This window comes from Prevotella sp. C0209C1, from assembly GCF_056583855.1.
In genome coordinates this window covers 1-26,390 of the sequence record NZ_JBWPJP010000033.1, presented here as the reverse complement: position 1 = coordinate 26,390, position 26,390 = coordinate 1, and the positions used below count along the sequence as shown (strand labels likewise).

The window sequence follows — 26,390 nt, the reverse complement described above, 5'->3', positions numbered from 1 at the left end:
GAGCTGTTTGGATGTACGTTTAAGCATAAATATCTGCAAGAATTATAATGTAAAGGTACAAAAACTTGCAGATATTTACAAATAATTTATAGCATAATATACTATGAATCAGAGGAATATTAGGCTTTTAAGGGTGGACTAAATAAGTATAAAAAAATCCCATCTCTATAAAACGAATAAGAAATGGGACTTTTTAATCAACTTTCCACTATATTAGCTAATTCTTCTATTAGATTTAATACATATACAAAAAATTAATTATTTACCGAACCACCCATAATATCAAGAAGTTCAGAAGTAATTGATGCTTGTCTTGATTTATTATATTGCAAATTAAGTGTACGTAACAATTCATCTGCATTATCAGTAGCTGTTTGCATAGCTACCATACGCGCAGCATGCTCTGAGGCATTACTATCTAAACTTGCTGTATATATCATATTATCTAATAAACGTGGAATCAAAGTATTTAATACTGTTTTAATATCTGGCTCCACCAAAAAGTAGTCTTTTGACAAATCTTTTAAAGACTGCTCCACATTATCAGAAGATTTCTCTAAAGAAACAGAACCATTGTTCTTATCATTACCATTATTAAGATTAATTTCTATTGGTAAGAATGTCTTACGAGTTAGTATTTGCGTTCCTGCACTCTTAAAATGATGATAAATAAGCTCCACTTTATCAAAATCTCCTTCTATCCACTTTTGACAAACTTCTGTAGATAACTGTCGAGCTCTCTCAAGACTAGGTTTTTCTGCTAAATCTGAATAAAGATTGACAACAGTATAGCCCATTTTCTTAGCTTTTTCATAAACCTTGCGACCTATAGTGTAAATAACTATATCTTTATTGCTAAATCCTTTTTCATTATAAGACCTAACAGCATTATGCATAGCCTTAATAATATTGGTATTAAATCCGCCACAAAGCGAACTACTGGAAGAATAGACAATAAGAGCCACACGCTTTATTGGACGCTCCTGGTTATATGGCGTTTCAATTTCAGGAGTCGCCTCTAAGAATGATCTTAAAATATGCTCTAGCATTCCTTCGTAAGGAAGCATACTCTCTATAGCCGATTGCGAACGATGAAGCTTACTAGAAGCCACCATCTTCATAGCACTTGTAATTTTACGCGTGCTATTTACACTGGCTATTCGAGTTTTTATTTCCTTTAATGATGGCATCTATCTAACCTTTCTATTTAAATTGCCCAGCTATATTAGCCATTACACTCTCTATCACTTTAGTAATATCATCAGTCAAAACACCTGAAGCAAGAGTATTAATAATATCAGTATGATTAGAACGCATACTTTCTAAAAATAAATCCTGACATTCTCTTACTTTATCTACAGGGACTTCACGCATCAAACCATGCACACCACAATAAAGTATGGCTACTTGTTCCCCTACAGGCATTGGTGAATATTGAGACTGTATAAGCAACTGATTGTTTTTACGTCCCCTATCCAAAGTCATAGCTGTTACATTATCCATATCAGAAGAAAACTTAGAGAAAGTCTCTAACTCTCTATACTGAGCCATATCTATCTTCAACGTACCTGCAACCTTCTTCATACTCTTTATCTGTGCAGACCCACCAACACGAGATACTGAAATTCCGACATTAATAGCAGGACGAAATCCTTGGTTAAAGAGGTGAGACTCTAGATAAATCTGCCCATCTGTAATAGATATAACATTAGTAGGGATATATGCAGATACATCACCTGCTTGAGTTTCGATAATAGGAAGTGCTGTAAGTGAGCCTCCTCCACGAACGTGACCTTTCAAAGACTCTGGCAAATCGTTCATCTTCTCTGCTATTTCCTGCTCATTATTAATACGTGCAGCACGCTCCAATAAACGAGAATGAAGGTAGAACACATCACCAGGATAAGCCTCACGACCAGAAGGACGACGTAGTATTAAAGAAACCTCACGATATGCAACTGCTTGCTTAGATAAGTCATCATAAACAACCAATGCTGATAAACCTCTATCACGAAAATATTCACCAATAGCAGCCCCTGCAAAAGGTGCATAATATTGCATTGCTGCAGGATCAGCTGCAGTTGCACTAACTACTATAGTATATGGTAAAGCACCATGATCACTTAAAGTTTGCACTAAAGCAGCTACAGTAGAAGCTTTTTGACCAATAGCAACATATATACAATAAACGGGATTACCTTCCTCGTAAAAGCTCTTCTGATTAATAATAGTGTCAATAGCAACAGCTGTTTTACCTGTTTGACGATCACCTATTATTAACTCTCGCTGACCTCTACCTATAGGAATCATAGAATCAACAGCCTTTATTCCTGTTTGGAGTGGTTCTTTTACAGGCTGACGATAAATAACACCAGGAGCTTTTCTGTCTAATGGCATTTCAAAGGAATTGGTAAGATCAAGTTCGCCTTTACCATCAATAGCCTCACCTAAAGGATTAACTACACGACCCAAGAAATTGTCATTAACACGAATAGAAGCTATACGATGTGTTCGCTTTACACTTTGCCCCTCCTTTATACCCGTGGTTGGACCTAAAAGAATACAACCAACATTGTCCTCCTCCAAATTCATCACGATAGCCATAGTACCATTCTCAAACTCTAGCAACTCGTTAGCCTCTGCGTTTCGAAGCCCATATATACGAGCAACACCATCGCTTACAGTCAATACGGTACCGACCTCATCAAACTTTTCTTCAGAGTTGATGCCTTGAATCTCTTTTAAGAGAACTTCAGACACCTCACTTGGTCTTATTTTATCTGACATTTTCTAATTACTTTTTTAACTGAGAAAGAAAACTCCTCAACTTCGATTTGACACTAGCATCCATCTTGTAGGTATCATACTCCAAAATAAAACCTCCAATAATATCGGGATCTACTTCTGTTATAAATTCTACAGTCCCTTGTGTCTTTGCCTCTACAACCTTCTGCATCTTTGACTTAATACATGGAGTAACAGGAGCTGCAGTGGTCAATTTCCCACGAATAATCCTCTTCTGCTTTCTATAAAGCGTTATGTAAGACATCGCCATGAACTGTAGGATTGCCTCCCTACCCTCTTTAAGAACTACTTTTAAGAAATTAAGCATCAAGTCTGAAATACCTTTTCCACCACTTGCTGTAATTAATAAATGTAGCTTTGTATCTTTTGAAAGCATAGGATTCTCTATAGTACTACGCAGATTTACTACCTGAACATAACTTTCAGATATTCTCTGCGCCTCATTATAGATCTGATTTTCGATCCCTATTTGTGTAGCACTCTTTAAAAGCGCACGTGCATAACGAACCGATATAATGCCTAAATCCATAAGATGTTAGTTACTTTTATTATTTGAAGAAGAAACATTATCCAGCAAACGATTAATGTAATCCATCTGTACCTCAGAGCTTGATAACTTATTGCGGAGAATTTTCTCTGAAATATTGATACTTAATTCTGCCATTTGATTACGAATATCTCGAAGAGCTTTCTGCTTTTCATTTTCAATTACAATCTTAGCATCTGATATCAATCGAGAAGCCTCCTGACGAGCCTTATCATGCGCCTGACTTACAATTGCCTCACGAGTAGCTGTAGCTTCCTTTAATATTAAGGCTTGCTTCTCACGAGCTTCTTGCAAAATGGATTCACTTTCTTTTTGTATATTGGCGAGCTTCTCATTAGCTTCTTGAGCTTTACGAAGACTCCCGTCAATATACTCCTTACGATCGTTTGCCATCTTTAATATAACAGGGAATCCCCATTTCTTCAAGATAAAGAAAACTATTAAGAAGACGAGAGTCATCCAAAAAAGCAGACCAATACTAGGAATTAATAAATCCATACGCTGTCTTTTGTCCTTTCTGTTTTAATTTTCAATCTTTCTAATAAATAAACCTTTTACAATACTATTGCCAAAATGGCTACAATTACTGCAAAGAAGGCTACACCTTCAACAAGTGCTGCGGCAATAATCATAGAAGAACGAAGATCGCCAATCTTTTCTGGCTGACGCGACATTGCTTCCATTGCATCACCACCAATTCTACCAATTCCAATACCTGCACCAATAGCTGCTAAACCTGCGCCAATAGCTGCTCCAAACTTTGCTAAGGCAACATCTGCTAATAATAATGATAACATAGTTTTTAAATTTTAATTGTTTTATTAATATTCTGTTTTATTTTATTCCTTTTTTAAGATTCATGATGATGTGGCTTTACATGTGCCAATGAAATAAACACAGCACTAAGCATAGTAAATACAAGTGCTTGAATATAACTTACTAATAACTCTAACAACATCATAAACACACTCATAGCAACACTTACTACTGACATTCCGCTACCTGCTAACCAATTTACTATAGCATTATTAGCTATACCAAACATAATGAAAATAATTGCGGCAAAAGCTAAAGCTATAGCATGGCCTGCTAACATATTTGCAAATAAACGAACTATCAAAGCCAACGGCTTGGTAAATATACCAAATAACTCAATGAAAGGCATCAAAGGAACAGGCACCTTAAGCCATGTTGGAACATCTGGCCAAAAAATCTCTTTCCAATATTCCTTTGAACCTGTAAAATTAGTTATTAGAAATGTTGTTACTCCAAGAAAGAATGTGCAAGTAATATTACCCGTTAAATTTCCTCCACCTGGAGGGAATGGTACTATACCCATCAAATTAGATACAAATATAAAGAAGAAACAAGTAAGTAACCAAGAAGCATATCTTTTTGCCTCTTTACCCATACATGCTACAATGACCTCCTCATAAATATTCTGAACAAACATGTGTATCAAACCTGTAAATCCTTTAGGTGCAGGATCGTCCATCTTATGCTTTTTACACCATCGTGCAGGAATTAAGATAACAAGTAATAAGATTATTGCATTTATAAATAATATGCAAACTGTTTTTGTTATAGAAAAATCCCAAGGCCTAACCTCACTGTTACCTACCTTCTCTACAATTTTATTAGGATTAGCGGCATCATTACTATTCTTAATTACCAAATTATATGGACCCACTCTATCCTCATTAGGACGCTCTGCCTCTGAAAACTCAGAACTACTAAACACATGCCACCCTGTTGTAGTTCTTACTATAATAGGTAAATGGACTACTAATGAAGTTTTGTGTTTGCCAGAACCTATATCTGTAATATGCCAATCATAAGAATCTTTTACATGACCCCACAATATTTCTTTTACATCCACCTGTGATTTCTTGGACATATCTTTAGCAAACAATTGGCAGCTTGCTAAAAGTAGTAATATTAAACAGAGGTATTGCCTGAATAATTTCATCCTTATTTATTATTTAATCTGTTATTTTTTTCATAGAAGAAAAAGAACATTGTATCATACACTAATATGGAGATATAATAAACTGAAAGTATTAACAAGAAACTGATTAACTCAAATTTTACTTTTGCTAGTAACATTATTCCTATTACAGCCACTATAAAGGTAAGAAGTAACCTTATAGCCGATGCTGCTAAATAAAAATGACTAAGCCGTGCAGGGAACTGCTTTGCTATAAACTTCCATATCTGTATATAAGTGCCACTTAAAAATAGTGCAAAGACAGAATTAAAAACAACTATACCATATAAAGACTCCTTTTTGATAATTAGGACTAATAGAAGGATAACTAGTGTTATTCCCGCAATAATCCAGAAATTCTTTTTACGATATGTAGATGCTATTTTATCTGTTTCCATTCTACCCTTCTTTACTGTCTGTCTTTTGATGCCCTTAAAACACATCTTTAAATATCAACACATAAATTGACTTTATTCTTTTGAACTTCGACAAAACCACCATGAATATCCAACTCTTGTTGTTCACCATTTACAGTATAAACCACTTTTCCTCCTACTAAAGTAGAAATAATTGGAGCATGATTTGTTAAAATCTCAAAGTCTCCTTTCTCACCTGGCACTAAAATGCGATCAATTAATCCATTAAATACTATATGCTCTGGCGAAATAATTTTGAGTGTTAGCATATCTAAAGCTTTTTTATTTTGTCTTATGTAAAAATTAGCCTTGTGCTGCAGCCAGCAACTTTTTAGCCTTTTCTTTTACTTCTTCTATTGTTCCAACATTTAAGAAAGCTTGCTCAGGAAGATCGTCTACCTCGCCATCAAGTATAGCATTAAAGCCCTTTATAGTTTCTTCAATAGGCACCATTACTCCCTTAATACCTGTAAACTGTTCTGCCACAGTAAAAGGCTGAGAGAGAAAACGTTGTACACGACGCGCACGATTTACAACGAGCTTATCCTCATCAGACAACTCATCCATACCTAAAATAGCTATAATATCTTGAAGCTCATTATAATGCTGTAAAGTCTCTTTTACACGCTGAGCACACTCATAATGTTCTTTACCTACTATTAATGGGTCAAGAATACGTGAAGTACTTGCCAATGGATCTACTGCTGGATAAATTCCAAGCTCTGCTATCTTACGATCCAATACCGTAGTAGCATCAAGGTGAGAGAATGTTGTGGCAGGAGCAGGGTCAGTTAAGTCGTCAGCAGGAACATAAACTGCCTGCACAGAAGTAATAGATCCATTTTTCGTAGATGTTATTCGCTCTTGCATAGCTCCCATTTCACTTGCTAATGTTGGCTGATAACCAACAGCTGAAGGCATACGACCTAACAACGCTGAAACCTCTGAACCAGCCTGAGTAAAACGGAATATATTATCAATAAAAAACATGATATCAGCAGCTTCTCCATCTTTGCCACCATGATCACGAAACTCCTCTGCCACTGTAAGACCTGACAAAGCTACAGAAGCACGAGCCCCAGGAGGTTCATTCATCTGACCATATACTAATGTAGCCTGCGATTTCTTTAGCTCTTCCTTATCTATTAACGACAAATCCCATAAGCCTTTTTGCATTGCCTCATGAAACTTCTCACCATACTTAATAACACCCGACTCTAACATATCTCGAATCAAGTCGTTTCCTTCACGAGTACGCTCACCTACACCAGCAAACACAGAATAACCATTATGCCCTTTAGCAATATTGTTGATAAGCTCCATAATAAGTACTGTTTTACCTACACCAGCACCACCAAATAAGCCTATCTTACCACCTTTCATGTAAGGTTCCAATAAATCAATAACCTTTATGCCTGTAGATAATATCTCTTTCCTCGTAGAAAGCTCTTCAAATTTTGGAGCTTCACGATGAATAGGATAAGCACCTTCCATACTTAAAGCTTCCATACCATCAATAGGCTGACCTATAACATTTAACATCCTTCCTTTAATCTGATCACCAGAAGGCATTACTATAGGCGAACCTGTTGGTACGACCTCTAAATCTCGTTGCAGACCGTCTGTATTATCCATTGCAACACAACGTACAGTATCCTCGCCTATATGCTGCTGTACCTCAATTATAAGATCTTCTTTATTTGACCTCTTTACACGTAAAGCATCATTGATTCGAGGTAATACCTTTTCAGGCTCTTCACCTTGAGTGTCAAAATAAACATCGATAACAGGACCAATGATCTGTGAAATACGTCCGATTATTTGTGACATAATATCTTATTTTTTTATTTTTAATATTCTAACAAAATTTGAATCTAACATTATTAAATGCTTAATTCATCTAAAACTTTAATTAATTTTTTATCAAAAGGCTTATCCTTTCTAATAGCTTCAGACAAAGGAACATAAACAAGCTCATTATTTCTATCACCTATCATAATATTTCTCTGACCTTGCAAAATAGCTTCTATCGCTCCTACACCTGTCCGCCCGGCTAATATCCTATCGCGCGCAGAAGGCCTACCTCCACGCTGCAAATGCCCTAAAATAGATACTCGCACGTCATAATCAGGAAACTCCTTACGCACACGATCTGCATAAAACATTGCACCACACTTTGGACTTTCTGAAACTATCACTATACAACTCTTTTTTGATTTACGTATTCCACGTTGCATAAAACGAGCTAACTGGTCTACATCTGTAGAATCCTCTGGGATAATTGCAGCCTCTGCACCACTGGCTATAGCCGAATTTTGAGCTAAAAAGCCTGCATCACGACCCATAACTTCTACAAAAAAAATACGCTCATGGCTTTGTGCTGTATCTCTTATTCTATCCACACACTCCATAATCGTATTCATTGTAGTATCATAACCTATAGTGTTATCTGTACCAAACAAATCATTATCAATTGTACCAGGCAAACCTATACAACATATATCATATTCCCGAGCAAAAATCATTGCTCCTGTAAGTGAACCATTCCCACCTATTACAACAAGAGCATCAATATTTTCTTTCTGTATTGTTTCATAAGCCTTTGCCCTCCCTTCTGGCGTTTCAAAAGCTTTAGAACGTGCCGTCTTCAATATTGTACCGCCTTGCCCGATAATTCCACTTACGTTTTCTGTTGTAAATGTTTTTATATCGCCTGCTATCAAACCATCGTAACCACGATAAATACCTTTGATAGTAAAACCGTTATAAATACCAGCACGAGTAACAGCTCTAATAGCTGCATTCATACCCGGAGCATCTCCTCCAGAAGTAAGCACACCAATAGTTTTGATTTTAGCCATTTGATATATATTCTTTAAGTCTATAAGTTATCGAAATCCACATACAAAGATAATAAAATAAAACGTGGTTATACACCAAAAACTATAAAAAATTATCTAACTTTAACGCTATAAATTAATTTATTTTACAAAGAGAAAAGTATTTAAATATCCTCTTTATAGAAAGTTATTAATACATACTACTATATTATTAAAATAACTATACTATCTTTTATATTAAACTTATTTAATACTTCGACTTCATTCTTACCCAACAAAAGCATAAGCTAAAACCTTTATCATTGCAAAATTGTTAAAAAATAATATTATATACAATACAACAAAGCTAATAAACAACAACTACACTTTTCCTTCTAAGTTAGATTATAATAACAAACAACCTACAGACAGATTATTATAATTTGTGATATATAAATATCTTCTAACCGTATAAACTATTATCTTTTAAAAAAAATATGATTTTTTACTTGATTATATAATAACTTTTACCATATCAAAAACAATCTTTTACATAACTATAACAAGTATATGAAAAACAAAAATAGCTTATTTTTGATACAAAAATAAATTAAAAAAGCATCAAAAATAAGCTATTTTATACTTCGCTCTATCACCTTTTACCTTCTTTAGCATCATGTTTTCTTTCTTAAACAGTTACTCTTTAGAGTATTATGAGGAAGAGCTTATAAACTTAATAGCTTTTTTATACACAAAAAATAGTCTATAAAAATATAATCCCATCAACAAATACAAAATTAATTATATATTTTTTCTAAGAGATCTTGAGTGTTAAGAATAAAAACACAATGTCTAATTATTAATAAAATAGAGTATAAAAAGGATAGATAAAATACAAAGAGTTAAGTTGATATCTTTCCACTTTTTTGTGCAAATTTTAATAATCACATATGCTAAAATGCCAAGACACACACCATCAGCAATAGAATAACAAAGCACCATTGTTATCATTGTAATAAAAGCCGGGAACGATTCTGATATATCTTGTAGATTAATCTTCTTTACAGAATCAAGCATTAACACTCCTACCATTACTAAAGCACCACTAGTAGCAGCACTGGGAATAATCATAAATATAGGAGAAAGGAATAATGCTAATACAAATAACAATCCAACAGTAAAAGAGGTTACACCAGATTTTCCACCTTCTGCAACACCACTAGCACTCTCTACATAAGTAGAAATAGTGGAACTCCCTAAAGCTGCTCCTACTGTAGTTCCTATAGCATCGCTCATCATGGCTTCTTTTACACGAGGAATGCTACCATCTTGCAACATAATACCAGTCTTATCTGCTAATCCCATCAAAGTACCAAGAGTATCAAAAATATTAACCAACAGTAAAGAGAATACTACAAGTAAAGTTTTTAAACTTAACAGACCTGCAAAATTAAATTTACAGAAGATAGGAGAAATGTCTTGTGGCATTGCTAAAGGAAGCCAACCATCAGAAAACTTAGTAACTCCCATAGGTATACCTATAATAGTTGTTATAATTATACTCCAAAAAAGAGAACCTTTTATATTGTTTGCCATCAGTACGCCGCTTAGCAATATAGCTATAACGCCTATTATACAAGTAGGCGTAAAAGCACCCAAACCCACAAAGGTAGCTTCTTTTGCAACAATAATTCCTGCATTCTTTAAGCCAATAAAAGCAATAAACATTCCAATACCTGCAGATATAGCAAAACGTAAGTTATAAGGAATGGAAGATAATATCATCTCTCTAACATTGAGAAAAGTAATGAGAATAAAAGCAAACCCTTCTATAAGCATAATAGCAAGTGAGTGTTGCCATGTATATCCCATTGCTTGACAAAGAGTATAAGCAAAAAAAGCATTTAGCCCCATAGATGGAGCTTGTGCAAAAGGGAGTTTTGCCATAAAAGCGAGCAAGAAAGTAGCTATCGCCGAGGCTAAGGCTGTAGCCGTAAACAGAGCACCTTTATCCATACCTGTTGAAGCAAGAATAGCGGGATTAACAGCTAAGATGTAGCTCATCGTTAAAAAGGTAGTTGCTCCTGCAATAATTTCAGTGCGAAGCTTCATCTGCTTAGGATCGAATCCTAACACTTTAAATAAGAACGTCATACTTTTTTTAGTTTTGTTTTTTATTTTCTTTTTTATTTTTCAACCAATTATCAATCATAATACGAGCTATAGACAATGGCTCTGGAATAGTAGGAAGATTGTTTTTTGAAAACCAATGACCTTTTGACAGTTCGCTTTTTTGCAAATGAAGTCTTCCGCTATCATATTCGGCAAAAAATCCTACCATCAATCCACATGGATAAGGCCATGGTTGTGAAGAGAAATATCGTAAATTTTTTATTTTTATTCCTGTTTCTTCTAAAACTTCCCTATGAGCAGCTTCTTCCAAAGTCTCACCAGTTTCAACAAAACCTGCAATGAGACCATAAAAATTAGTCTTAAAATTACGTGAATGCACTAATAACACTTCTTCTCCTCTCTGAACAAGTACTATAACAGCTGTTGAAAGTTGTGGCCAAAATTCTTTCCCACAATTAGTGCATCGTTTAGATATATTGGTATTCATCTTCATAATGCCACCGCATATACCACAAAAAGCTGTGTTTTGATCCCAATAAAGTAATTCGTAACACTTACCTGCTTTTATATAAAGCTCTTTAGATAATTTATAAAAAGACTCGCGGAGCTTACACATTTCATATTGAGAATCATTTATAATAGCTGTATTTATACTAAACGCTTTCACCTTATAACCATTTTCGGTAGGTGTTATATCCATTATATGTGTCCATGAATATGTGGGTATTGGAGATTTTTCTGCAAAAGGAATGTTATAAGTATTTCCCTCTTTCTTTAGTATAATATTATCTTTATAAAATATAAACCAATATTTCACAGCGTCTTCTCTCTATATATATAATGTGTAAAAAATAAAACTTTACTCTCCGAAAAGTAATTTTTTATCGCGCTCAGCAGCAGGTTTTACCCATTCTTCTGGTATAAACTTCCAATTATTATTAGCCTCTGGAGCTATAGTTCCTGCCTTTTCTATTTCTTTCATAAGATAGTAACGCTGATCTTGCTTACTTTCCCATATAATACGTTTCTTTAGTTGCTCATGTGGAATACCTGCACCCTTTGTAAGTAGTTCTCCTCCACCATTAGCACGATAACTATTTACGGCTACTGTATACCATTTTTTTTCTTCAAACTTTTCGCCATTACTCATTTTAAGGATTGTTACTTTTTGTCCTTTAGGCTTTGTTACATCTACAGTATAGTTTATACCTGCAGCTGAATCAAAATTGAACGAGTAATTTTTAAATCCTAATCGCTGAGCATCACTTTTAGTATCAGCTAACAACAGAAAATGATCATTAGGTGTTTTCATTGTGTTTACCCACAGATCATAACTCATCTCTAAATATTTATGTATCTCTTCACCTGTCATCTTTATAGTACATAGCTGATTTTCAAACTTATATAAATTAAACATATCTGCTACTGTTACTGGTCCTGCTTTAATAGATGCATTAAATAAAAGAGGAGCATTAAAGGCTATATCAGCCTTAGTTATTTTTAATTCTAAGTTTAATATCAAGTCATTAAAAGCAGAATTGCCAAAATAAGAATCTTTGGTATATATCGTGTTCTTTAAATATCCTATAACCTTATCACTCCATAGTTTTACCTCTTCTACATTTTTTTGAAAATGATTAATGTAATTTGTGTCTACCCCCAATGTACTAACATCAACAAGATCTCCTTCTATGTTCTTAATGTGAAAAGTTTTCTTGTTCCCTTTCATCTTGCTTGATAAAGTAATGGTGGCAACTGCTACCCTTTGTGCATTATTAGCAGGATTAAGACATACCACTTTTTTACCCTTTAAAGACGTTTCTACCGAATTATGCGGTGTGTGATCATGACCAAAGAAAACAATATCAAATCCGTCTACTTGCTTAGCTACATCTTTAGAAGCATCTTCAGCATAATCTTTAGTAATAATACCACCTTTCCACCCTGAATGGAATAGTCCTATAATAATATCTGGATTATCTTTGGCTTTCATTTTCCTAATAGTCTCCTTTGCGCATCTCACCATTTCTTTAAACTGTAATCCGCTCCAAATATTTTCTTTTAGCCAGTTTGGGATAGCAGGAGTTATCATTCCTATAACTCCTATCTTAACACCGTTATTTTTCTTAATTATACAATAATCGGAAACATAAGGCTTACAGCTTTTTGTATCTATAATATTAGCACCTAAAATAGGCATATCCAATTCACTAAACCATTTGTCATAGACAGCATGCCCAGTCTCTATATCATGATTACCTACAGTAGCTGCATCATATTTTAAATAGTTTAGTACCATAGAAGCAATATTTTTTTTGTTCTTTGCTATATAATTATAATAGTAAGATATAGGCTGTCCTTGTAAAATATCTCCATTATCAAGCAAATAAACATTTTGATCCCCATATTTCTTTCTTAGATCATTTACATATTTACTTACCCTCGCCATAGAGCCTTTTTTAGGTAAATGTGTTATAAAATCGTATGGGAAAAAAGAACCATGGATATCAGATGTTTCTATAATTTTTAGTGTAACATCATTATTTTGTGCCATAGTTGGGCTACAAAGTCCTATCATCATAGAAAGAAGAAATGTATAAAATTTCATTTAATTTAGTATTTTTATGTTGTATAAATTAGCGATAACTGCTATTAAAGATGTGGCAAAAATACAAATAATATCTGAAAAACAACATTTTTTTGAAGTATATTGTTAATATTTAAAAATTACAGTTTCCTCTTAAATGTAACAGCCCACAGGTATTTTTCTTTGTTACATAACCTCAATTATTCTTCTGTATGTTTTCACTAAATGTAAGTTTCTACTATATTTCCCTATAATATAGCTTTACCATACCTATATCATTACTGCTATATTTAGATTAAATAACATTAAATCTATCTTTCTTATATAAGAATTCTTGTTTTTTTCTTGTACCTTTGCAATCCATTTATGTATAATGGGTTAATTGTATAATATTAGTTTTGGAGACATTATAATTCATGAGACAGCTTAAGATTTCAAAAAGTATTACTAATCGTTCTAGCGAGGCACTTGATAAATATTTGGTAGAGATTGGTAGAGAGCCAATGATTACAGTTGATGAAGAAATAGAATTAGCACAAGAAATACATAAAGGAGGTCTTAAGGGAGAACGTGCTAAAGAAAAACTAATCAAGGCAAACCTTCGTTTTGTAGTATCTGTTGCTAAGCAATATCAGCATCAAGGTCTATCTTTGACTGATTTAATCGATGAGGGTAATATAGGTCTTGTAAAAGCTGCCGAAAAATTTGATGAAACACGTGGCTTTAAATTCATATCATACGCTGTATGGTGGATACGTCAGAGCATTCTTCAAGCAATAGCTGAACAAAGCCGTATTGTTCGCTTACCTTTAAACCAGGTTGGGGCTATTTCAAAGATTAATCAAGTTACCAATGAGTTTATTCAAAAACATAATAGACGCCCATCTATTCATGAATTAGCAGAAATAACAGGTATTGATGAAGCACGTATACGTCAAAGCCAAAGTGCTGATAACCATCACATGAGCATTGATGCTCCTTTTAGCGATGATGATGATAATTCAATGAGTGATATGCTCTCGTCAGGAGAAGATTCGCGTACAGATAAAGGTGTAGATTTCGAATCAATGTCCGATGATCTTCGTGCTGTACTTCAGAACACATTAAAAGAACGTGAGATAAAAATAGTTACAGAGTGTTTTGGTATTGGCTGCCAAGAAAAAGGTTTAGAAGAAATTGGTACAGAAATGGCACTTACACGAGAGCGCGTACGTCAGATTCGTGAAAAAGCTATTGAGAAAATACGTGAAAGCGGTAATGCTCGTGTACTTATGAAATACTTAGGATAAATAAAAAACACAGAAATTAAATACTTACCCTATTAGTATTTAATTTCTGTGTTTTTATATTTACTCAACATATTCTGTAGGATCATTTACATCAGCCTTAAGAAAGGCTTCTTTTCGTTCTACGCAAGTACCACACTTTCCACAATGTTTTTCTCCTCCTTTATAACAGCTCCACGTTTTATTATAATCTATTCCTAAAGCCACACCTCGTTTCACTATTTCTATTTTACTTATATTTGTATAAGGTGCTACTACCTGCACATTAATATATGTACCAGCGCACGCAGCTTTATCTATTGCTGAAATAAATTCCGGTCTGCAATCTGGGTAAATAGTATGATCTCCCCCATGGTTAGCTATCATTACGTATTTTAAGTTATGACTTTCAGCTATCCCTATAGCAATAGAAAGCATTATTCCATTTCGGAAAGGAACTACTGTCGATTTCATATTTTCCTCTTCATAATGCCCCTCAGGTATTGCCTCACTACCTTCTAAAAGAGAACTTTTCAAATATACATTCATAAATTTTAAAGGTATTGTTATATGAGGTATCCCCAATTTCTTACAATGATATTCTGCCAATGGTAATTCGTTTTTTGAATGATTCTGACCATAATCAAACGAAATAGCTAATGCTATGTCGTCAGCTTTTTCATATAAAAGGGTTATAGAGTCTAATCCCCCACTTACTATTATTACTGAATTTCTCATACTTTTTTCTTTATAATGCAAAAATAATAAAAAGAATAGATATGATTTCATCAATCCGATGTATTTTTGTATTTTTGTAGTAATTTAAAAAGTATAACAATATAATATTTAACACAGATGAAAATTAATAATTTCAACTTCAGTGGACACAAAGCAATTGTTCGCGTCGATTTTAATGTGCCATTAGATAAAAATGGTCATGTTACAGATGATACACGTATTCGTGGTGCGCTTCCTACTTTAAAGAAAGTACTTTCTGATGGTGGTGCTTTAATAATGATGAGCCACATGGGAAAACCTAAAGGAAAAGTAAAAATGGAGCTTTCTTTAGGTCAAATTGTTAAAAATGTAAGCGAAGCGTTAGGAGTTGAAGTGAAGTTTGCTAAAGACGCAGGTAATGCTGATGCCGAAGCAGCTGCTTTAAAACCAGGAGAAGCTCTTTTGCTAGAAAATTTACGCTATTATCCTGAAGAAGAAGGTAAACCCGTAGATGTAGCTAAGGGAACTCCTGAATATGATGTTGCTAAGGAAGAAATGAAAGGACGTCAGAAAGCCTTCGCTAAGAAATTAGCTTCTTATGCAGATGTATATGTAAATGATGCTTTTGGAACAGCTCATCGTAAACATGCTTCGACAGCAGTCATTGCAGACAACTTTGATGCTGATCATAAAATGCTTGGCTTCTTAATGGAAAAAGAAGTTTCTGCTATAGACAACGTTTTAAAGAATGCACAGCATCCTTTTACAGCAATAATAGGTGGCTCAAAAGTAAGTTCAAAACTTGCTGTTATCAAAAATTTGCTTGATAAGGTAGATAACCTTATTATTGGCGGAGGTATGGGTTATACTTTTATAAAAGCTCAAGGTGGAAAAATAGGGCAGTCTTTACATGAAGATGAATTAATTCCAGAAGCATTAAATGTTATCGCTGCAGCTAAAGAAAAAGGTGTTAGACTTTCTCTTTCTACACATACTGTATGTGGGCAATCTTTTTCTAATGATACTCCACGAAAAGTATTCCCTATTAATGAAATACCCGATGAGTGGGAAGGTATGGACGCTGCTGAACAAAGTTTAGAAGAATGGAAACAAATTATTCTTAGTTCTAAAACTATTTTATGGAATGGTCCTGTAGGAGTTTTTGAATTTGAAAACTTTGCACATGGCACTGGTGAGATTGCTAAATATGTTGCAGAGGCTACCCAAAAGAATGGTGCTTTCTCTCTTGTTGGTGGAGGCGATTCTGTCGCAGCTGTTAATAAATTTAAATTAGCAGATAAAGTGTCTTATGTATCAACAGGTGGTGGAGCCATGCTTGAAGCTATTGAAGGAAAGGTTCTACCTGGTGTTGCTGCTATTGAGAAGTAATAAATAATTATTACTACCTTATAAAACTTTTTAAATAACAAAGTAGAAGGTAAATACTAACCAAGTATAAGTATTTACTTTCTACTTTTATATTTGGTCAGTAGAAAAGAGTTAGGAAAATTTTCGGTTCAGTAGAAATTGATACCTTAGTTCGGGATAAGAAAACGCAAAAAAGTAAATAAAGAAGAAGGTAGTCTCATAAATATTTTGCACCTTTATAGTTAATAATCAAACAGTTACAAATACACTTATGCAGACTACCGATTACAAAATTACTGAATTATTCTGTGTTATAGATGATTTTTGTAAACATTTTGAAGCTGAAAATGGCGGAAAACTGCTTTTAGGTGACAATACCACGAAGCGTAGAAGGCGTAAGGCTTCCTTGTCCGACAGCGAAATCATGACTATTTTATCCCAAATCGGTCATTAAAAAAAGCTCCTTGTCATTTTCTAATGACCGCCATTAGAAAAACAGCCTTGTATATACTTGATCCATAAATCTTTACTAACTTTACAACGAAAAAAAGTATATACTCCAATGCGCGACTGTTATATAAAGTTCGTAAATAAGGAAATAACACCTTTTGGTGGTCTTTCCCTGTTCTTCAAAATGCTTGAGAAATGCCATTTTGAAGAGCATGTTATGCAAAGTGGTGTTCCGCTTCAAGGATCCAATCGTGGCTATGACCCGATCCAGTTAATATTGGGACTGTTTGCAGGTGTGTGGTGTGGCGCAAGTTGCTTTGGTCATCTTGACGTGGTACGTTATGACACTGCACTATGTGACCTACTTGGGTGGAAACGTGGAGCAGACCATCGTGCATACCAGCGCTATCTCAACAAATTTCCCCAAGCTATCAACCAGCGTGTTTTCGGAAATTTGTTCAGTTGGTTTTTCTCAGAGTTGAAGTTCGACAATTACACCTTGGACTTCAATTCGACTGTGATGGTCCGTGAGGGAAACCAAGAGGGAGCAGCCAAAGGGTACAACCCCAAACGTCCTGAACGACTATCGCACCATCCTCTTCTTGCATTCGTTTCCGATGTGAGGATGATAGCAAATTACTAGCTACGTCCTGGCAATACATCTGCAAGTACCAACTATCTGTCATTTCTTGAGGACACACTCTCAATACTTGATGGCAAACGTGTCGGACTGGTCCGTATGGGTAGTGGCTTCTTTGCGAAGGAAATACTTGACTATCTGGAAGACAAAGAGTTACACTATATCATAGCCTGCCGTTTCAATAACCGTATAAAGTACAGTCTTACCCATGAACGCAAATGGATAGAGCAGACAGACGGATTGGAAATATCCGAAACCATCTATCAGGCAAACAGTTGGGAGAAACCCAGACGCATTGTGATGGTCAGGCAAGAAATTGAGAAGCGCCCAAAAGCAACGGGAAAGCAAATCAAACAGCTGGATCTTTTCGAGTATGAGGAAGATTTCGGGAAATACCGATACAGCTGCTTCGTAACAGACCTTGACCTGCCAGCCAGGATCGTATATGACTCATATCGTGGAAGGGCGGATTCTGAGAACAGAATAAAAGAATTGAAGAATGATTTCTCCATTGATGATTTTGTCACACATAACTTCTGGGCAACAGAGGCATGCGGGAGTTTCATTGTAATGGCATATAACTTTATGTCGTTGTTTAGACATGCGATGATTAATTCCAACAAGAAGAATTTTCTGAAGACAATTCGGTACGAATTGTTATCAACGCCAGCCTATCTGGGGAGAACAAAAGACAAGCATATCCTATATTTAGCCAGATCACTAAAAACACGACAATCATTCTTGTCCATATGGAAAAAATTAAAGGATTTCTCTTTGCCGTACGACACAGAGAAATCCTAATGACCGATTTGGGTTTAAGTCTATTTTAACTAACAAGGATAGGCTCAAAAAAGTTTTTATCGGACAGCAATAATTACAAATAGATGATATGGACGGCTTTGATGACACTGCCGTAATTGACAATACTAAGGCACAGACTACGCAGATCACATACCTTGTTGAGATGGATGCCGAGCAGCGTAAGCAACTTACCAAAGAGCAAGAGCTGGATGTTGGTGACAGTGTGCGCAAAATAACCGAAGTGGCTGAGGGTTTGCAAACGCTTCTACTCAATGCGGACGGCATACCCAAAGACCTGACGGACAAGCAAGGACGCGAAGCTTTGACGCATGGTGTTTTGCTGTTTGGGGAGAATCAGTAAGAATTTATGCGGAATCTCACGAAAGAATCGTTAGCATCTATTCCTAAGTCGGTGCAGGTACAGTTCTCCGATGGGGACAGAATATTCCTGAACGCCTTATCATATCTAAAGTGGAAAATCTCCATCGGCTTGACGGTCTTTCTTGCGATCTACGCTTGAACGCTGTATTCTGGTATCGTGAAGTTGGGTGACGCTCATAACGAAAGTGCTAAGGCACAGACCATTGTGGAGCAAGCCGACCAGTATGCAACCAAACACCGCATACTCGCCACCTTCGGCAACTACATGCGCAAGCATAACCCCCAAATACGTGGAACAAGTTCTACAACGACAAGGAGTTTCGCACGGCTGTGTTCAAGGAGTATGATGCCAATGCGATAGACAAGAAATGCCAACGTTGACTATTGTTATTGTTGGGCATCTATTAAAATACAGTTAATTCAGACAAAAAGTTTGCATATCCGATAAATTTTACCTACCTTCACTTTTAAATAAAATATGCTGGTATTTTTAAGCCAGCCAAATACAATACTAACTAAAAACTTTTTAACAATGAAGAAATTTGAAAACGTTAAATAGCCCAAGTTCAGCGTTATGGACGTTGAGAAGATGAAGCGTATCAAGGGCGGGTACACCTTGAACACCGTTACATGCTATTCTGATGGACACGCAGGAGACGATGGTAGCGCATCCTCAGACGGAATTGTTGGCGACTAAACCAATTTGCCCAAAGCTACACAAAAAGAGAATGAAAGAGCATGGTTTCCCCATTCTCTTTCATTTTAAGAAAGCGTTATGATTCTAATTCTAACAAATGACGGTGACCTAAGCTCTGATTTGGTTCAGGACTGGCTTCAATATTACAAGCATCCATTCATTAGAGTCAATACTTATGACTTTATTGATATGGTGATAAAGATTACGTTAAAAGGCTCTAAACTACAATGTTTTTTCAACAATAATTATTTTCCGTTAGACGAGATTGGAGCAGTTTGGTTTAGGAAATACGGCTTTTTCAGGTATTCTGACACCTATAAAAAGCTTTGTAAGACCCACAAACTTAATGAAGAAATCATTAGCCATATCACCAAAGAGTTTCATAAGGTTATAGATTTCTTTAATTATGCTTTGCAAGATAGGAATTGGCTGACAAATCCAAATAACATCAACATCAATAAACTAAATGTACTATATCAAGCTAGCAAATGCGGATTAGACATAGCTGACTCTTATATTATCAATTCTAAAGATGATTTAAACTGCCTTGTTGGAAATGTAATATCTAAATCCATTCTTGATCCGATTTTGCCATCGTGGGGTGATAATCACAAAAGCGCATGATGTACACTACTATTGTAGACAAAAGGAGTTTTGACAGATTACCTGAGAAATTCATGCCATCTCTAGTACAGAGAAAAATCACCAAGAAGTATGAACTTCGTATTTTCTATATATGCGGACGTTTCTACCCTATGGCTATATTCTCTCAGAACGACAGGCAAACAAAACTTGATTTCAGAAATTATAATTGGGATAAACCAAATCGCTTTGTTCCCTGCAAACTCAATGCGAATATAAAATACCGATTGAAAAAGTTGATGAATCTTCTACACTTGAATTGTGGCTCGATAGATATGATTAAGGGTACAGATAACAAGCTCTATTTTTTGGAAATAAACCCTACAGGCCAGTTTGGAATGGTAGATTTCCCATGTAATTATGGACTCCATAAAATAGTAGCCGAAGAACTCATAAATCTTGATAAGTATTATTATACGAAACATGAGACAAAAGTTTTATAGATTTGTTGACAAAGACACTAAAAGTCGATTGAGTTTAAATTATCTTTTGGCTGAAAAGGTCATAGTAGACTTTAAAGCAAGAGATATAGCAGGAATACAATGTAGAGCAACTTGTCCAGATAAATTTAACCTGGACTATTTCTGCATGATTTACTCAAAACACATATCTAGATACTTAAGTTCACCAGAAAAAATTAAGACAAAGAAATTATGAGATTAAATCGCAATAAGTATTTTGCTTTATTCCCTTGCTGTAAGATAGTAGATGGAAAGAACAAGTCTGCAATTTATGATTTGCAGAGAGAAACTTATGTGCTAATTCCTCTCTCACTTTCATATATATTAAGGCACGACAAGCACATGTCTTTAGATGAGATCTTTAAAAAATATTCTGAGAATGAAGACACGATAGAAGGGTACATGAATTTCCTCTATGAAAAGGATTTAGGATCATTTTTTGACAAAGATGAAGTCATATTTAAGGAGCTTAACCTTAAGTTCCAAACCCCGCATTTAATCACAAATGCTATCTTTGATTATGACGGTAATTCCTCATATGATTTACACAGAGGTATAAAACAGCTACATAATATAGGATGTGAAAACCTTGAAATTCGTTTTTATGACAACATAAAATTGGATTATCTATCCTCAGTGGTTGCATATACAAAGGGAACCTGTATACGCGATTTAGAATTACTATTTCCATATAGTGAAGAAATGCGTATAGACAATATTTTACAACTGCGCTATAGCAATCCTAGAATTAGAAAAGTTACCATTTCCAGTTGTCCTCAAAAGGAAGAGAATATCTACGACAGCACAGAAATCTACATAATTTATACAACCGAGCGTATTACATCAGAGGAACAATGTGGTGTTGTTTCTCCTTGGTATATGCTACCAAAAACAGAGTTGTATTTAGAGTCTCTTACCTATAACAATTGCCTAAATCAAAAAATTTCTATTGACAGATTTGGCAATATAAAGAACTGTCCTTCCATGGTAAAAAGCTATGGTTTGTTTGATAAGCATTCACAACTCCTAGACGTAATCAACAATCCTGAATTTCAGAAAATATGGCATATTCGAAAAGATGATATAAAACAATGTAAAGATTGCGAATTGCGATATATGTGTCAAGATTGTCGTGCTTACGTTAAAGATAATAACGATCCTTTATCTACACCATCAAAGTGTGCATATAATCCTTATTTAGAATGAAAATCATACAAAGCTTTTGGAGCAAGCCTCTGCTTAAATCCGACAAAGAATCATACCAGAATAGGCTAAACGGTGGTTGGCCTAACCTTCGTTATGCATTGGCAGCCACGTCATACAGTTGTCTTACCTTAAAGAAGTTTTACGAAGACGTGGAATTATATACAGATGATTTTGGGATGCATCTTTTTAAAGATGTATTACAATTACCTTACACTAAATTCCATAATGTTCTTAATGACCTTGATATGGACGAATCATTTTAGGCTTATGGAAAAATCGTTACATATTCTTTGCAGAATGAACCGTTTTTACATATTGATAATGATATATTTATCTATAATCGGTTTCCTAATAAAATAGAAGAAGCAGAACTTGCATGTCAAAATATAGAATGGATTACTCCAAAAACTACTGATGATTATACAGAAGCCTTGGAATTCTTACGCCAGAATGTGCCAACTTGTCCAAATATAATTTTCGACACTGAATGCAGGCAAGCTGTTAATATGGGACTTTTTGGAGGAAACAATATTGATTTCATACGACGCTATGCCCACAATGCAATGGAAGGAATTAAGAATGCAGTTCCATATATTTTGGCAAAAAAGGGTAAAACAGGTGTGTTCAATATCATTTTTGAGCAATTACTGCTTTCTGAAATGGCCAAGAAAGAATCAATTCCTACAGCATATATAATAGAAAACAACGATAGCTCCGATTTTTCACAATATATTAATTTGGAGACTGCACAGTTCACAGTAAATTACACACATTGTGTAGGTTTGATAAAGCAGTGCGAATTCATTTGTGAGCAAATGGAGTATCGATTAAGAAGTGAATTTCCACAACAATATCAAAATATTCTTGATTATTTAGAAAGACAAAACATGTATTTCGATATCAATGACGAATCTATGAAATATTTTGATGATTTCAATCAATCGTACACGAAACTTAAATCATATAAGACTCAAGAAGAGTTAATGACCAAGGTATCTTTTAAGCTAAGGGAAGACGTGCATTTGGACTTTGACGGTAATTCTTACTGGATAAGTCGTGATGGCAAAAGCAAGAAACTAGAACGTTGGGGATATTTCTTAGCTTATTTTCAAGATTATATAACTGGTTACGAATTGAGTAATTACATAATTGAAAACAAACTTACTGGTGATATAAATGACGATACTGTTAGGGAGAATATTTTCCATCTAATAATCCAGAACGTATATAGTAATAGATATTTAGAAGTGCGAATCGATTAAACATTAAGGCTTTAAAATTATTTATCCTTATCCTTGTCGCCTTGTATATGCCGCTGTTTGCACAAGGGCAAACAATCGAGGGTACGGTTATGGGTGACAATGGGAAGGTTGTAGAATTTGCAAATGTGGTGCAAGTCGACACAAGTATGCACTACATTGCAGGAACAACGACATCCTCTGATGGCACCTTTTCTCTGGCCAATCAGGGTGGCGGAGGCTATCTTGTCATATCCTACGTGGGCATGTTAGCTGACACCATCAGACTGACGAAAACTTTGCCACACCCTCTACGTGTTGTTTTAAAAAGCAAGTCAGCCGAACTTGACGAAGTGATTGTGAAGGACAGGCACAGTCTGTTCAAGAATGAGAATGACGTTATTATTGCTAATGTTCAAAACACACTATTGGCCAAATCAGGTTCGTTGGACAATTTGATGAACCAAATACCATTTGTATCAGGTGGCAGCGGCGAATACAATGTGTTCGGTCGTGATGGGGCTGTTATTTATTTGAACAACAATAAAGTTTATGATGCAAATATCCTTAAGACCGTCAATTCTGACAGGGTTAAAAGAGTTGAGGTGATCACAAACCCCGGCTCACGATATTCCTCGGATGTTAAAGCAGTGATTAAGATATTTACCGTTGATAACCCCAATGGGTTGGGAGGCAACGCATATTCGAGTACAACCATCGGAAGGAAACTATCCAACAGTGAGGGTGGCTCGCTGGTATATAATTCAGGCAAGTGGCAGCTGACCGGAGGAATGGGTCACGCCAATTATAAAAATCGGGAATACACTGAGGACAGAACGTCTATTATGAGCGAGCCAACCAAGTTGTACACGAACACTACTACCTTAAATTATGACATGAGATTCTGGGATAGCAACTTTGGTGTGACCTATCAACCTTCGGTCAAGCAGACCCTTGGTTTCAACACGAGGCTTACACAATATAAGCACAATCATACAATAGATGATGCCTCGATTGATCATTACACTGATGGGGTGAACGACTTCCATGCTGATGTAGAGAACAAATCTAAGAATGTCCCAACACAATGGCTTACCAACATATTCTACACCCTATCCGTCGGCAAAACAAGGTTTGATTTTACGGATGACATCTTAGTGGGTACGCAGCGTAGAGAGTTTTTCTATGGTGAACAAAACGATGTAGATGTCTCAACAAAGAGCAAGTCTCATTATCTGATGAATTCTTTTGTGGCAGACATAAATACACCATTATCAAACAAAGTGTCGCTAAACTACGGCGGTGAGTTCACCTATTCGCGCTACAAGCAAACGTTCGGTTTTGATGAAAATAACATCAATACAGAGATGCTGAGTGCGGCGAATAAAAACGAGCAGGTGCTAGGAGGTGCCTATGCCAATCTGAATGCCTCAATGGGGAAATTCTCTGTCAATGCCGGATTGCGTTATGAATATGTCAGTTGGCAATACTTTGTAGGAAACTCGAAACAGAAGTCGAAAAGCCGTGATTATCATGATTTCCTTCCATCTTTGAATATATCATACCGTTCAAACAGCGTCACCAATGTTTCTGTGGGCTATAGGCAAACCATGAGAAGACCCAATTATGGAGAGCTGAATGACAACGTGGAATATCAGAGCAGATACTACTATGTGCAGGGAAATTCAACTTTGGATTATGCTTACACAAATTCTATCAATGTATTAGCATCATACAAAAACCTACGGTTTATCGGCTCGTGCGATTTCGTTCATGGTGACATAGCAATGAGGAGAAGTTTGTTGGGAGCGTCAAATGATATTGTGCTGTCGCAGGCCACAAACCTGTCGAATTATGTGCGCTGGAGTGCAGGGGTGAACTGGTGGCAGCATTTTGGCTTCTATACACCTTACATTGAGTTTGGCGCAGGTGGGCAAACTTTCTCATATACCTATATGGATGCCCCCTATCATTTCAACCATCCGTATGTGAATTTCAAGGTGCATCACACGTTTGAGTTGAAAAACCATCTGAGCATCATGCTGTTTGTAGATTATTATGGCAAGAATTCTTCGCTTTTCAGGGAGGTCACTGAACAGTGGAGCACTCAACTCTCGCTATCAAAAAGCATAAAAAGCTGGTTCATACAACTGTCTGTCAACAATGCTTTGTGTCCTCGTTCGCGTACAAGTGCAACACTGTGTGATTGGATAAATGATGTCTCATACAGCAACAGGGATAACTGGAATGTTTTCCTCCTCGTTTCTTACGCATTTAACAGTAAACAAAAGAAACATTTTGCAAATACCAAAACCAATGAAGTACGTAGATTCTGATCCATTCCTCACGATGACAAAGCTCGTTGTAGTCGCTATCGTTGCTGTCCTCACGTTAACAGGATGTGCAAGCGCTGATTTCGCATTTGTCGATTCGTCAGTGCTAAGCCTTAAGAAGAACTCATCTGTAGTTGTCAATTCAATGACTAATGTGAATTATCCGTTGAGAGAAGACATACTCTCGCCTAATTATACAGGTGGCTATGAGTTGAATTTCATCAACCAGTCTAATTTCAACTCACTGTATGCAGCCTACGATTTGATTAGAACGAGCATCCACCAACTGCCTTTTAAGGACAAACGTGTGGAATTTGTGTATGCTGATAAACTCATCGTATTAAGGCTCAACAATGAAGACAAGGCATGGGCGCCCAACTATTCTATGAATATCAAAGGTGAATGTTTTGTAGAATCGGCAGCCGAGTGGAGCAGCCATCGCCGGCTGCAGCGTGACGACTATTGGCGCAACCTCATCATCTCGCCATCGAAGCAACGGGTGTTGTGCGTTGATCGTCTGACGCTAAAGGGTAACTTCTACGCCATTGTCTATATTGTGCAAGCTGAGAAAAAGGCCTACCCCTTCCCCACGTTGTATCATTGGGATGTGACGCAACCTGAATTGCTGCCAAACCTCTGGGTAACCCTTCTAGGCTTTGCCGATATAACCAAGAATATCATTAAAGCCAATCAATAAGAGAATGAAGAAATTCCCTGTTCTGCAACAACATGACGGAATGGACTGCGGTCCTACATGTTTAGCCATGATTAGTAAGTATTATGGAAAGAACTATAATATAAACCACCTTCATGATTTATGTAGTCCACCCTTAAAAGCCTAATATTCATCTGATTCATAGTATATTATGCTATAAATTATTTGCAAATATCTGCAAG

General features: G+C 35.8%; 26 protein-coding genes and 3 pseudogenes. 15 read left to right on the top strand and 14 right to left on the bottom strand.

The genetic code is table 11. From position 1 onward, the window contains the following. Nucleotides 1-254: 254 nt before the first annotated feature. The 13 genes from AC1DCD_RS08795 to AC1DCD_RS08735 all read right to left on the bottom strand — a co-directional run bounded on the left by AC1DCD_RS08795 (nt 255) and on the right by AC1DCD_RS08735 (nt 13,315). The gene (locus tag AC1DCD_RS08795; protein ID WP_464639383.1) at nt 255-1,190 is read right to left on the bottom strand and encodes a F0F1 ATP synthase subunit gamma; all 936 of its coding nucleotides are present in this window, start codon (nt 1,188-1,190) and stop codon (nt 255-257) included. A gap of 13 nt (nt 1,191-1,203) precedes the next feature. After that, nucleotides 1,204-2,787 carry a F0F1 ATP synthase subunit alpha gene (gene atpA / locus AC1DCD_RS08790; protein ID WP_008451409.1) on the bottom strand — a complete coding sequence of 528 codons (1,584 nt, stop codon included), beginning with the start codon at nt 2,785-2,787 and terminating at the stop codon, nt 1,204-1,206. 7 nt (nt 2,788-2,794) lie between these two features. Continuing rightward, complete coding sequence (locus AC1DCD_RS08785; RefSeq protein ID WP_019036527.1) at nt 2,795-3,334, bottom strand: F0F1 ATP synthase subunit delta; 540 nt, start codon at nt 3,332-3,334, stop codon at nt 2,795-2,797. A 6-nt stretch (nt 3,335-3,340) separates the two neighbouring features. Continuing rightward, nucleotides 3,341-3,850, bottom strand: a complete 510-nt coding sequence (gene atpF, locus AC1DCD_RS08780; protein WP_008451406.1) for a F0F1 ATP synthase subunit B — start codon at nt 3,848-3,850, stop codon at nt 3,341-3,343. A gap of 56 nt (nt 3,851-3,906) precedes the next feature. Continuing rightward, entirely contained in the window at nt 3,907-4,149 is a 243-nt protein-coding gene (gene atpE, locus AC1DCD_RS08775; RefSeq protein WP_008451413.1) for an ATP synthase F0 subunit C, read from the bottom strand. A gap of 53 nt (nt 4,150-4,202) precedes the next feature. After that, nucleotides 4,203-5,321 carry a F0F1 ATP synthase subunit A gene (atpB, locus tag AC1DCD_RS08770; RefSeq protein ID WP_464639380.1) on the bottom strand — a complete coding sequence of 373 codons (1,119 nt, stop codon included), beginning with the start codon at nt 5,319-5,321 and terminating at the stop codon, nt 4,203-4,205. A 2-nt stretch (nt 5,322-5,323) separates the two neighbouring features. Continuing rightward, nucleotides 5,324-5,737 (bottom strand): hypothetical protein, encoded by a 414-nt coding sequence (locus tag AC1DCD_RS08765; RefSeq protein ID WP_008451401.1) that lies wholly within the window; start codon nt 5,735-5,737, stop codon nt 5,324-5,326. A gap of 47 nt (nt 5,738-5,784) precedes the next feature. Further along, nucleotides 5,785-6,024 carry a FoF1 ATP synthase subunit delta/epsilon gene (locus AC1DCD_RS08760; protein ID WP_353585599.1) on the bottom strand — a complete coding sequence of 80 codons (240 nt, stop codon included), beginning with the start codon at nt 6,022-6,024 and terminating at the stop codon, nt 5,785-5,787. Nucleotides 6,025-6,058: 34 nt separating this feature from the next. After that, nucleotides 6,059-7,585: a F0F1 ATP synthase subunit beta gene (gene atpD / locus AC1DCD_RS08755; protein ID WP_008451393.1), complete on the bottom strand. Its 1,527-nt coding sequence runs from the start codon at nt 7,583-7,585 to the stop codon at nt 6,059-6,061. Between the two features lie 53 nt (nt 7,586-7,638). Beyond that, the gene (gene pfkA / locus AC1DCD_RS08750) at nt 7,639-8,616 is read right to left on the bottom strand and encodes a 6-phosphofructokinase (RefSeq protein WP_036856736.1); all 978 of its coding nucleotides are present in this window, start codon (nt 8,614-8,616) and stop codon (nt 7,639-7,641) included. 810 nt (nt 8,617-9,426) lie between these two features. Continuing rightward, nucleotides 9,427-10,728, bottom strand: coding sequence for an NCS2 family permease (locus tag AC1DCD_RS08745; RefSeq protein WP_019036523.1), 1,302 nt, complete (start codon nt 10,726-10,728; stop codon nt 9,427-9,429). A 7-nt stretch (nt 10,729-10,735) separates the two neighbouring features. Next, nucleotides 10,736-11,524, bottom strand: coding sequence for an NAD(+) diphosphatase (gene nudC / locus AC1DCD_RS08740; protein ID WP_464639376.1), 789 nt, complete (start codon nt 11,522-11,524; stop codon nt 10,736-10,738). A gap of 42 nt (nt 11,525-11,566) precedes the next feature. Next, a complete protein-coding gene (locus AC1DCD_RS08735; RefSeq protein WP_464639374.1) occupies nt 11,567-13,315 on the bottom strand; it encodes a bifunctional metallophosphatase/5'-nucleotidase in 1,749 nt (582 codons plus the stop codon). 395 nt (nt 13,316-13,710) lie between these two features. On the opposite strand from AC1DCD_RS08735, the gene AC1DCD_RS08730 reads away from it, so the two are divergent. Further along, nucleotides 13,711-14,583 carry a sigma-70 family RNA polymerase sigma factor gene (locus AC1DCD_RS08730; protein ID WP_008449796.1) on the top strand — a complete coding sequence of 291 codons (873 nt, stop codon included), beginning with the start codon at nt 13,711-13,713 and terminating at the stop codon, nt 14,581-14,583. Between the two features lie 60 nt (nt 14,584-14,643). Here AC1DCD_RS08730 and queC read toward each other — a convergent pair whose 3' ends face one another. Continuing rightward, entirely contained in the window at nt 14,644-15,297 is a 654-nt protein-coding gene (queC, locus tag AC1DCD_RS08725; RefSeq protein ID WP_464639372.1) for a 7-cyano-7-deazaguanine synthase QueC, read from the bottom strand. 117 nt (nt 15,298-15,414) lie between these two features. Between queC and AC1DCD_RS08720 the strand changes: the two genes are divergently transcribed. From AC1DCD_RS08720 to AC1DCD_RS08655, 14 genes and pseudogenes are all read left to right on the top strand, one after another. Then, entirely contained in the window at nt 15,415-16,665 is a 1,251-nt protein-coding gene (locus AC1DCD_RS08720) for a phosphoglycerate kinase (protein WP_036856742.1), read from the top strand. A 250-nt stretch (nt 16,666-16,915) separates the two neighbouring features. Continuing rightward, nucleotides 16,916-17,080 (top strand): annotated as a pseudogene (locus AC1DCD_RS08715) (IS982 family transposase); the annotation flags it as partial. Nucleotides 17,081-17,206: 126 nt separating this feature from the next. Next, a pseudogene (locus tag AC1DCD_RS08710) lies at nt 17,207-18,535 on the top strand (IS1380 family transposase). 88 nt (nt 18,536-18,623) lie between these two features. Further along, nucleotides 18,624-18,896: a hypothetical protein gene (locus AC1DCD_RS08705; RefSeq protein ID WP_353585593.1), complete on the top strand. Its 273-nt coding sequence runs from the start codon at nt 18,624-18,626 to the stop codon at nt 18,894-18,896. A gap of 6 nt (nt 18,897-18,902) precedes the next feature. After that, on the top strand, nt 18,903-19,055 hold the full coding sequence (locus AC1DCD_RS08700) for a hypothetical protein (RefSeq protein WP_464639370.1): 153 nt from the start codon (nt 18,903-18,905) through the stop codon (nt 19,053-19,055). A gap of 18 nt (nt 19,056-19,073) precedes the next feature. Then, nucleotides 19,074-19,277, top strand: coding sequence for a hypothetical protein (locus AC1DCD_RS08695; RefSeq protein WP_353585592.1), 204 nt, complete (start codon nt 19,074-19,076; stop codon nt 19,275-19,277). A 213-nt stretch (nt 19,278-19,490) separates the two neighbouring features. Continuing rightward, nucleotides 19,491-19,613, top strand: coding sequence for a TIGR04149 family rSAM-modified RiPP (locus AC1DCD_RS08690; protein ID WP_464639368.1), 123 nt, complete (start codon nt 19,491-19,493; stop codon nt 19,611-19,613). A gap of 78 nt (nt 19,614-19,691) precedes the next feature. Beyond that, nucleotides 19,692-20,237, top strand: coding sequence for a hypothetical protein (locus AC1DCD_RS08685; RefSeq protein ID WP_464639366.1), 546 nt, complete (start codon nt 19,692-19,694; stop codon nt 20,235-20,237). Continuing rightward, on the top strand, nt 20,234-20,698 hold the full coding sequence (locus AC1DCD_RS08680; RefSeq protein ID WP_464639364.1) for an ATP-grasp domain-containing protein: 465 nt from the start codon (nt 20,234-20,236) through the stop codon (nt 20,696-20,698). Before AC1DCD_RS08685 ends, AC1DCD_RS08680 begins: the two co-directional genes overlap by 4 nt. Before the next feature lie 210 nt (nt 20,699-20,908). After that, nucleotides 20,909-21,922, top strand: a complete 1,014-nt coding sequence (gene gwsS / locus AC1DCD_RS08675; RefSeq protein ID WP_464639362.1) for a grasp-with-spasm system SPASM domain peptide maturase — start codon at nt 20,909-20,911, stop codon at nt 21,920-21,922. Next, nucleotides 21,919-23,184 (top strand): annotated as a pseudogene (locus AC1DCD_RS08670) (DUF6734 family protein). The gene gwsS and the pseudogene AC1DCD_RS08670 overlap by 4 nt, the downstream one beginning before the upstream one ends. A gap of 47 nt (nt 23,185-23,231) precedes the next feature. Beyond that, entirely contained in the window at nt 23,232-25,496 is a 2,265-nt protein-coding gene (locus AC1DCD_RS08665; protein WP_464639360.1) for a TonB-dependent receptor domain-containing protein, read from the top strand. Beyond that, the gene (locus tag AC1DCD_RS08660) at nt 25,477-26,190 is read left to right on the top strand and encodes a hypothetical protein (protein WP_464639358.1); all 714 of its coding nucleotides are present in this window, start codon (nt 25,477-25,479) and stop codon (nt 26,188-26,190) included. Before AC1DCD_RS08665 ends, AC1DCD_RS08660 begins: the two co-directional genes overlap by 20 nt. A gap of 4 nt (nt 26,191-26,194) precedes the next feature. Next, nucleotides 26,195-26,335 (top strand): cysteine peptidase family C39 domain-containing protein, encoded by a 141-nt coding sequence (locus AC1DCD_RS08655; protein WP_464639356.1) that lies wholly within the window; start codon nt 26,195-26,197, stop codon nt 26,333-26,335. The last annotated feature ends 55 nt before the right edge of the window (nt 26,336-26,390 follow it).

What these genes read in the sequence shown, in the direction of transcription:
- AC1DCD_RS08795 (WP_464639383.1), bottom strand. Translation starts at nt 1,190, where the DNA reads ATGCCATCATTAAAGGAAATAAAAACTCGAATAGCCAGTGTAAATAGC.
- atpA (WP_008451409.1), bottom strand. Translation starts at nt 2,787, where the DNA reads ATGTCAGATAAAATAAGACCAAGTGAGGTGTCTGAAGTTCTCTTAAAA.
- AC1DCD_RS08785 (WP_019036527.1), bottom strand. Translation starts at nt 3,334, where the DNA reads ATGGATTTAGGCATTATATCGGTTCGTTATGCACGTGCGCTTTTAAAG.
- atpF (WP_008451406.1), bottom strand. Translation starts at nt 3,850, where the DNA reads ATGGATTTATTAATTCCTAGTATTGGTCTGCTTTTTTGGATGACTCTC.
- atpE (WP_008451413.1), bottom strand. Translation starts at nt 4,149, where the DNA reads ATGTTATCATTATTATTAGCAGATGTTGCCTTAGCAAAGTTTGGAGCA.
- atpB (WP_464639380.1), bottom strand. Translation starts at nt 5,321, where the DNA reads ATGAAATTATTCAGGCAATACCTCTGTTTAATATTACTACTTTTAGCA.
- AC1DCD_RS08765 (WP_008451401.1), bottom strand. Translation starts at nt 5,737, where the DNA reads ATGGAAACAGATAAAATAGCATCTACATATCGTAAAAAGAATTTCTGG.
- AC1DCD_RS08760 (WP_353585599.1), bottom strand. Translation starts at nt 6,024, where the DNA reads ATGCTAACACTCAAAATTATTTCGCCAGAGCATATAGTATTTAATGGA.
- atpD (WP_008451393.1), bottom strand. Translation starts at nt 7,585, where the DNA reads ATGTCACAAATAATCGGACGTATTTCACAGATCATTGGTCCTGTTATC.
- pfkA (WP_036856736.1), bottom strand. Translation starts at nt 8,616, where the DNA reads ATGGCTAAAATCAAAACTATTGGTGTGCTTACTTCTGGAGGAGATGCT.
- AC1DCD_RS08745 (WP_019036523.1), bottom strand. Translation starts at nt 10,728, where the DNA reads ATGACGTTCTTATTTAAAGTGTTAGGATTCGATCCTAAGCAGATGAAG.
- AC1DCD_RS08735 (WP_464639374.1), bottom strand. Translation starts at nt 13,315, where the DNA reads ATGAAATTTTATACATTTCTTCTTTCTATGATGATAGGACTTTGTAGC.
- AC1DCD_RS08730 (WP_008449796.1), top strand. Translation starts at nt 13,711, where the DNA reads ATGAGACAGCTTAAGATTTCAAAAAGTATTACTAATCGTTCTAGCGAG.
- queC (WP_464639372.1), bottom strand. Translation starts at nt 15,297, where the DNA reads ATGAGAAATTCAGTAATAATAGTAAGTGGGGGATTAGACTCTATAACC.
- AC1DCD_RS08720 (WP_036856742.1), top strand. Translation starts at nt 15,415, where the DNA reads ATGAAAATTAATAATTTCAACTTCAGTGGACACAAAGCAATTGTTCGC.
- AC1DCD_RS08705 (WP_353585593.1), top strand. Translation starts at nt 18,624, where the DNA reads ATGGACGGCTTTGATGACACTGCCGTAATTGACAATACTAAGGCACAG.
- AC1DCD_RS08700 (WP_464639370.1), top strand. Translation starts at nt 18,903, where the DNA reads ATGCGGAATCTCACGAAAGAATCGTTAGCATCTATTCCTAAGTCGGTG.
- AC1DCD_RS08690 (WP_464639368.1), top strand. Translation starts at nt 19,491, where the DNA reads ATGGACGTTGAGAAGATGAAGCGTATCAAGGGCGGGTACACCTTGAAC.
- AC1DCD_RS08685 (WP_464639366.1), top strand. Translation starts at nt 19,692, where the DNA reads ATGATTCTAATTCTAACAAATGACGGTGACCTAAGCTCTGATTTGGTT.
- AC1DCD_RS08680 (WP_464639364.1), top strand. Translation starts at nt 20,234, where the DNA reads ATGATGTACACTACTATTGTAGACAAAAGGAGTTTTGACAGATTACCT.
- gwsS (WP_464639362.1), top strand. Translation starts at nt 20,909, where the DNA reads ATGAGATTAAATCGCAATAAGTATTTTGCTTTATTCCCTTGCTGTAAG.
- AC1DCD_RS08665 (WP_464639360.1), top strand. Translation starts at nt 23,232, where the DNA reads ATGCCGCTGTTTGCACAAGGGCAAACAATCGAGGGTACGGTTATGGGT.
- AC1DCD_RS08660 (WP_464639358.1), top strand. Translation starts at nt 25,477, where the DNA reads ATGAAGTACGTAGATTCTGATCCATTCCTCACGATGACAAAGCTCGTT.
- AC1DCD_RS08655 (WP_464639356.1), top strand. Translation starts at nt 26,195, where the DNA reads ATGAAGAAATTCCCTGTTCTGCAACAACATGACGGAATGGACTGCGGT.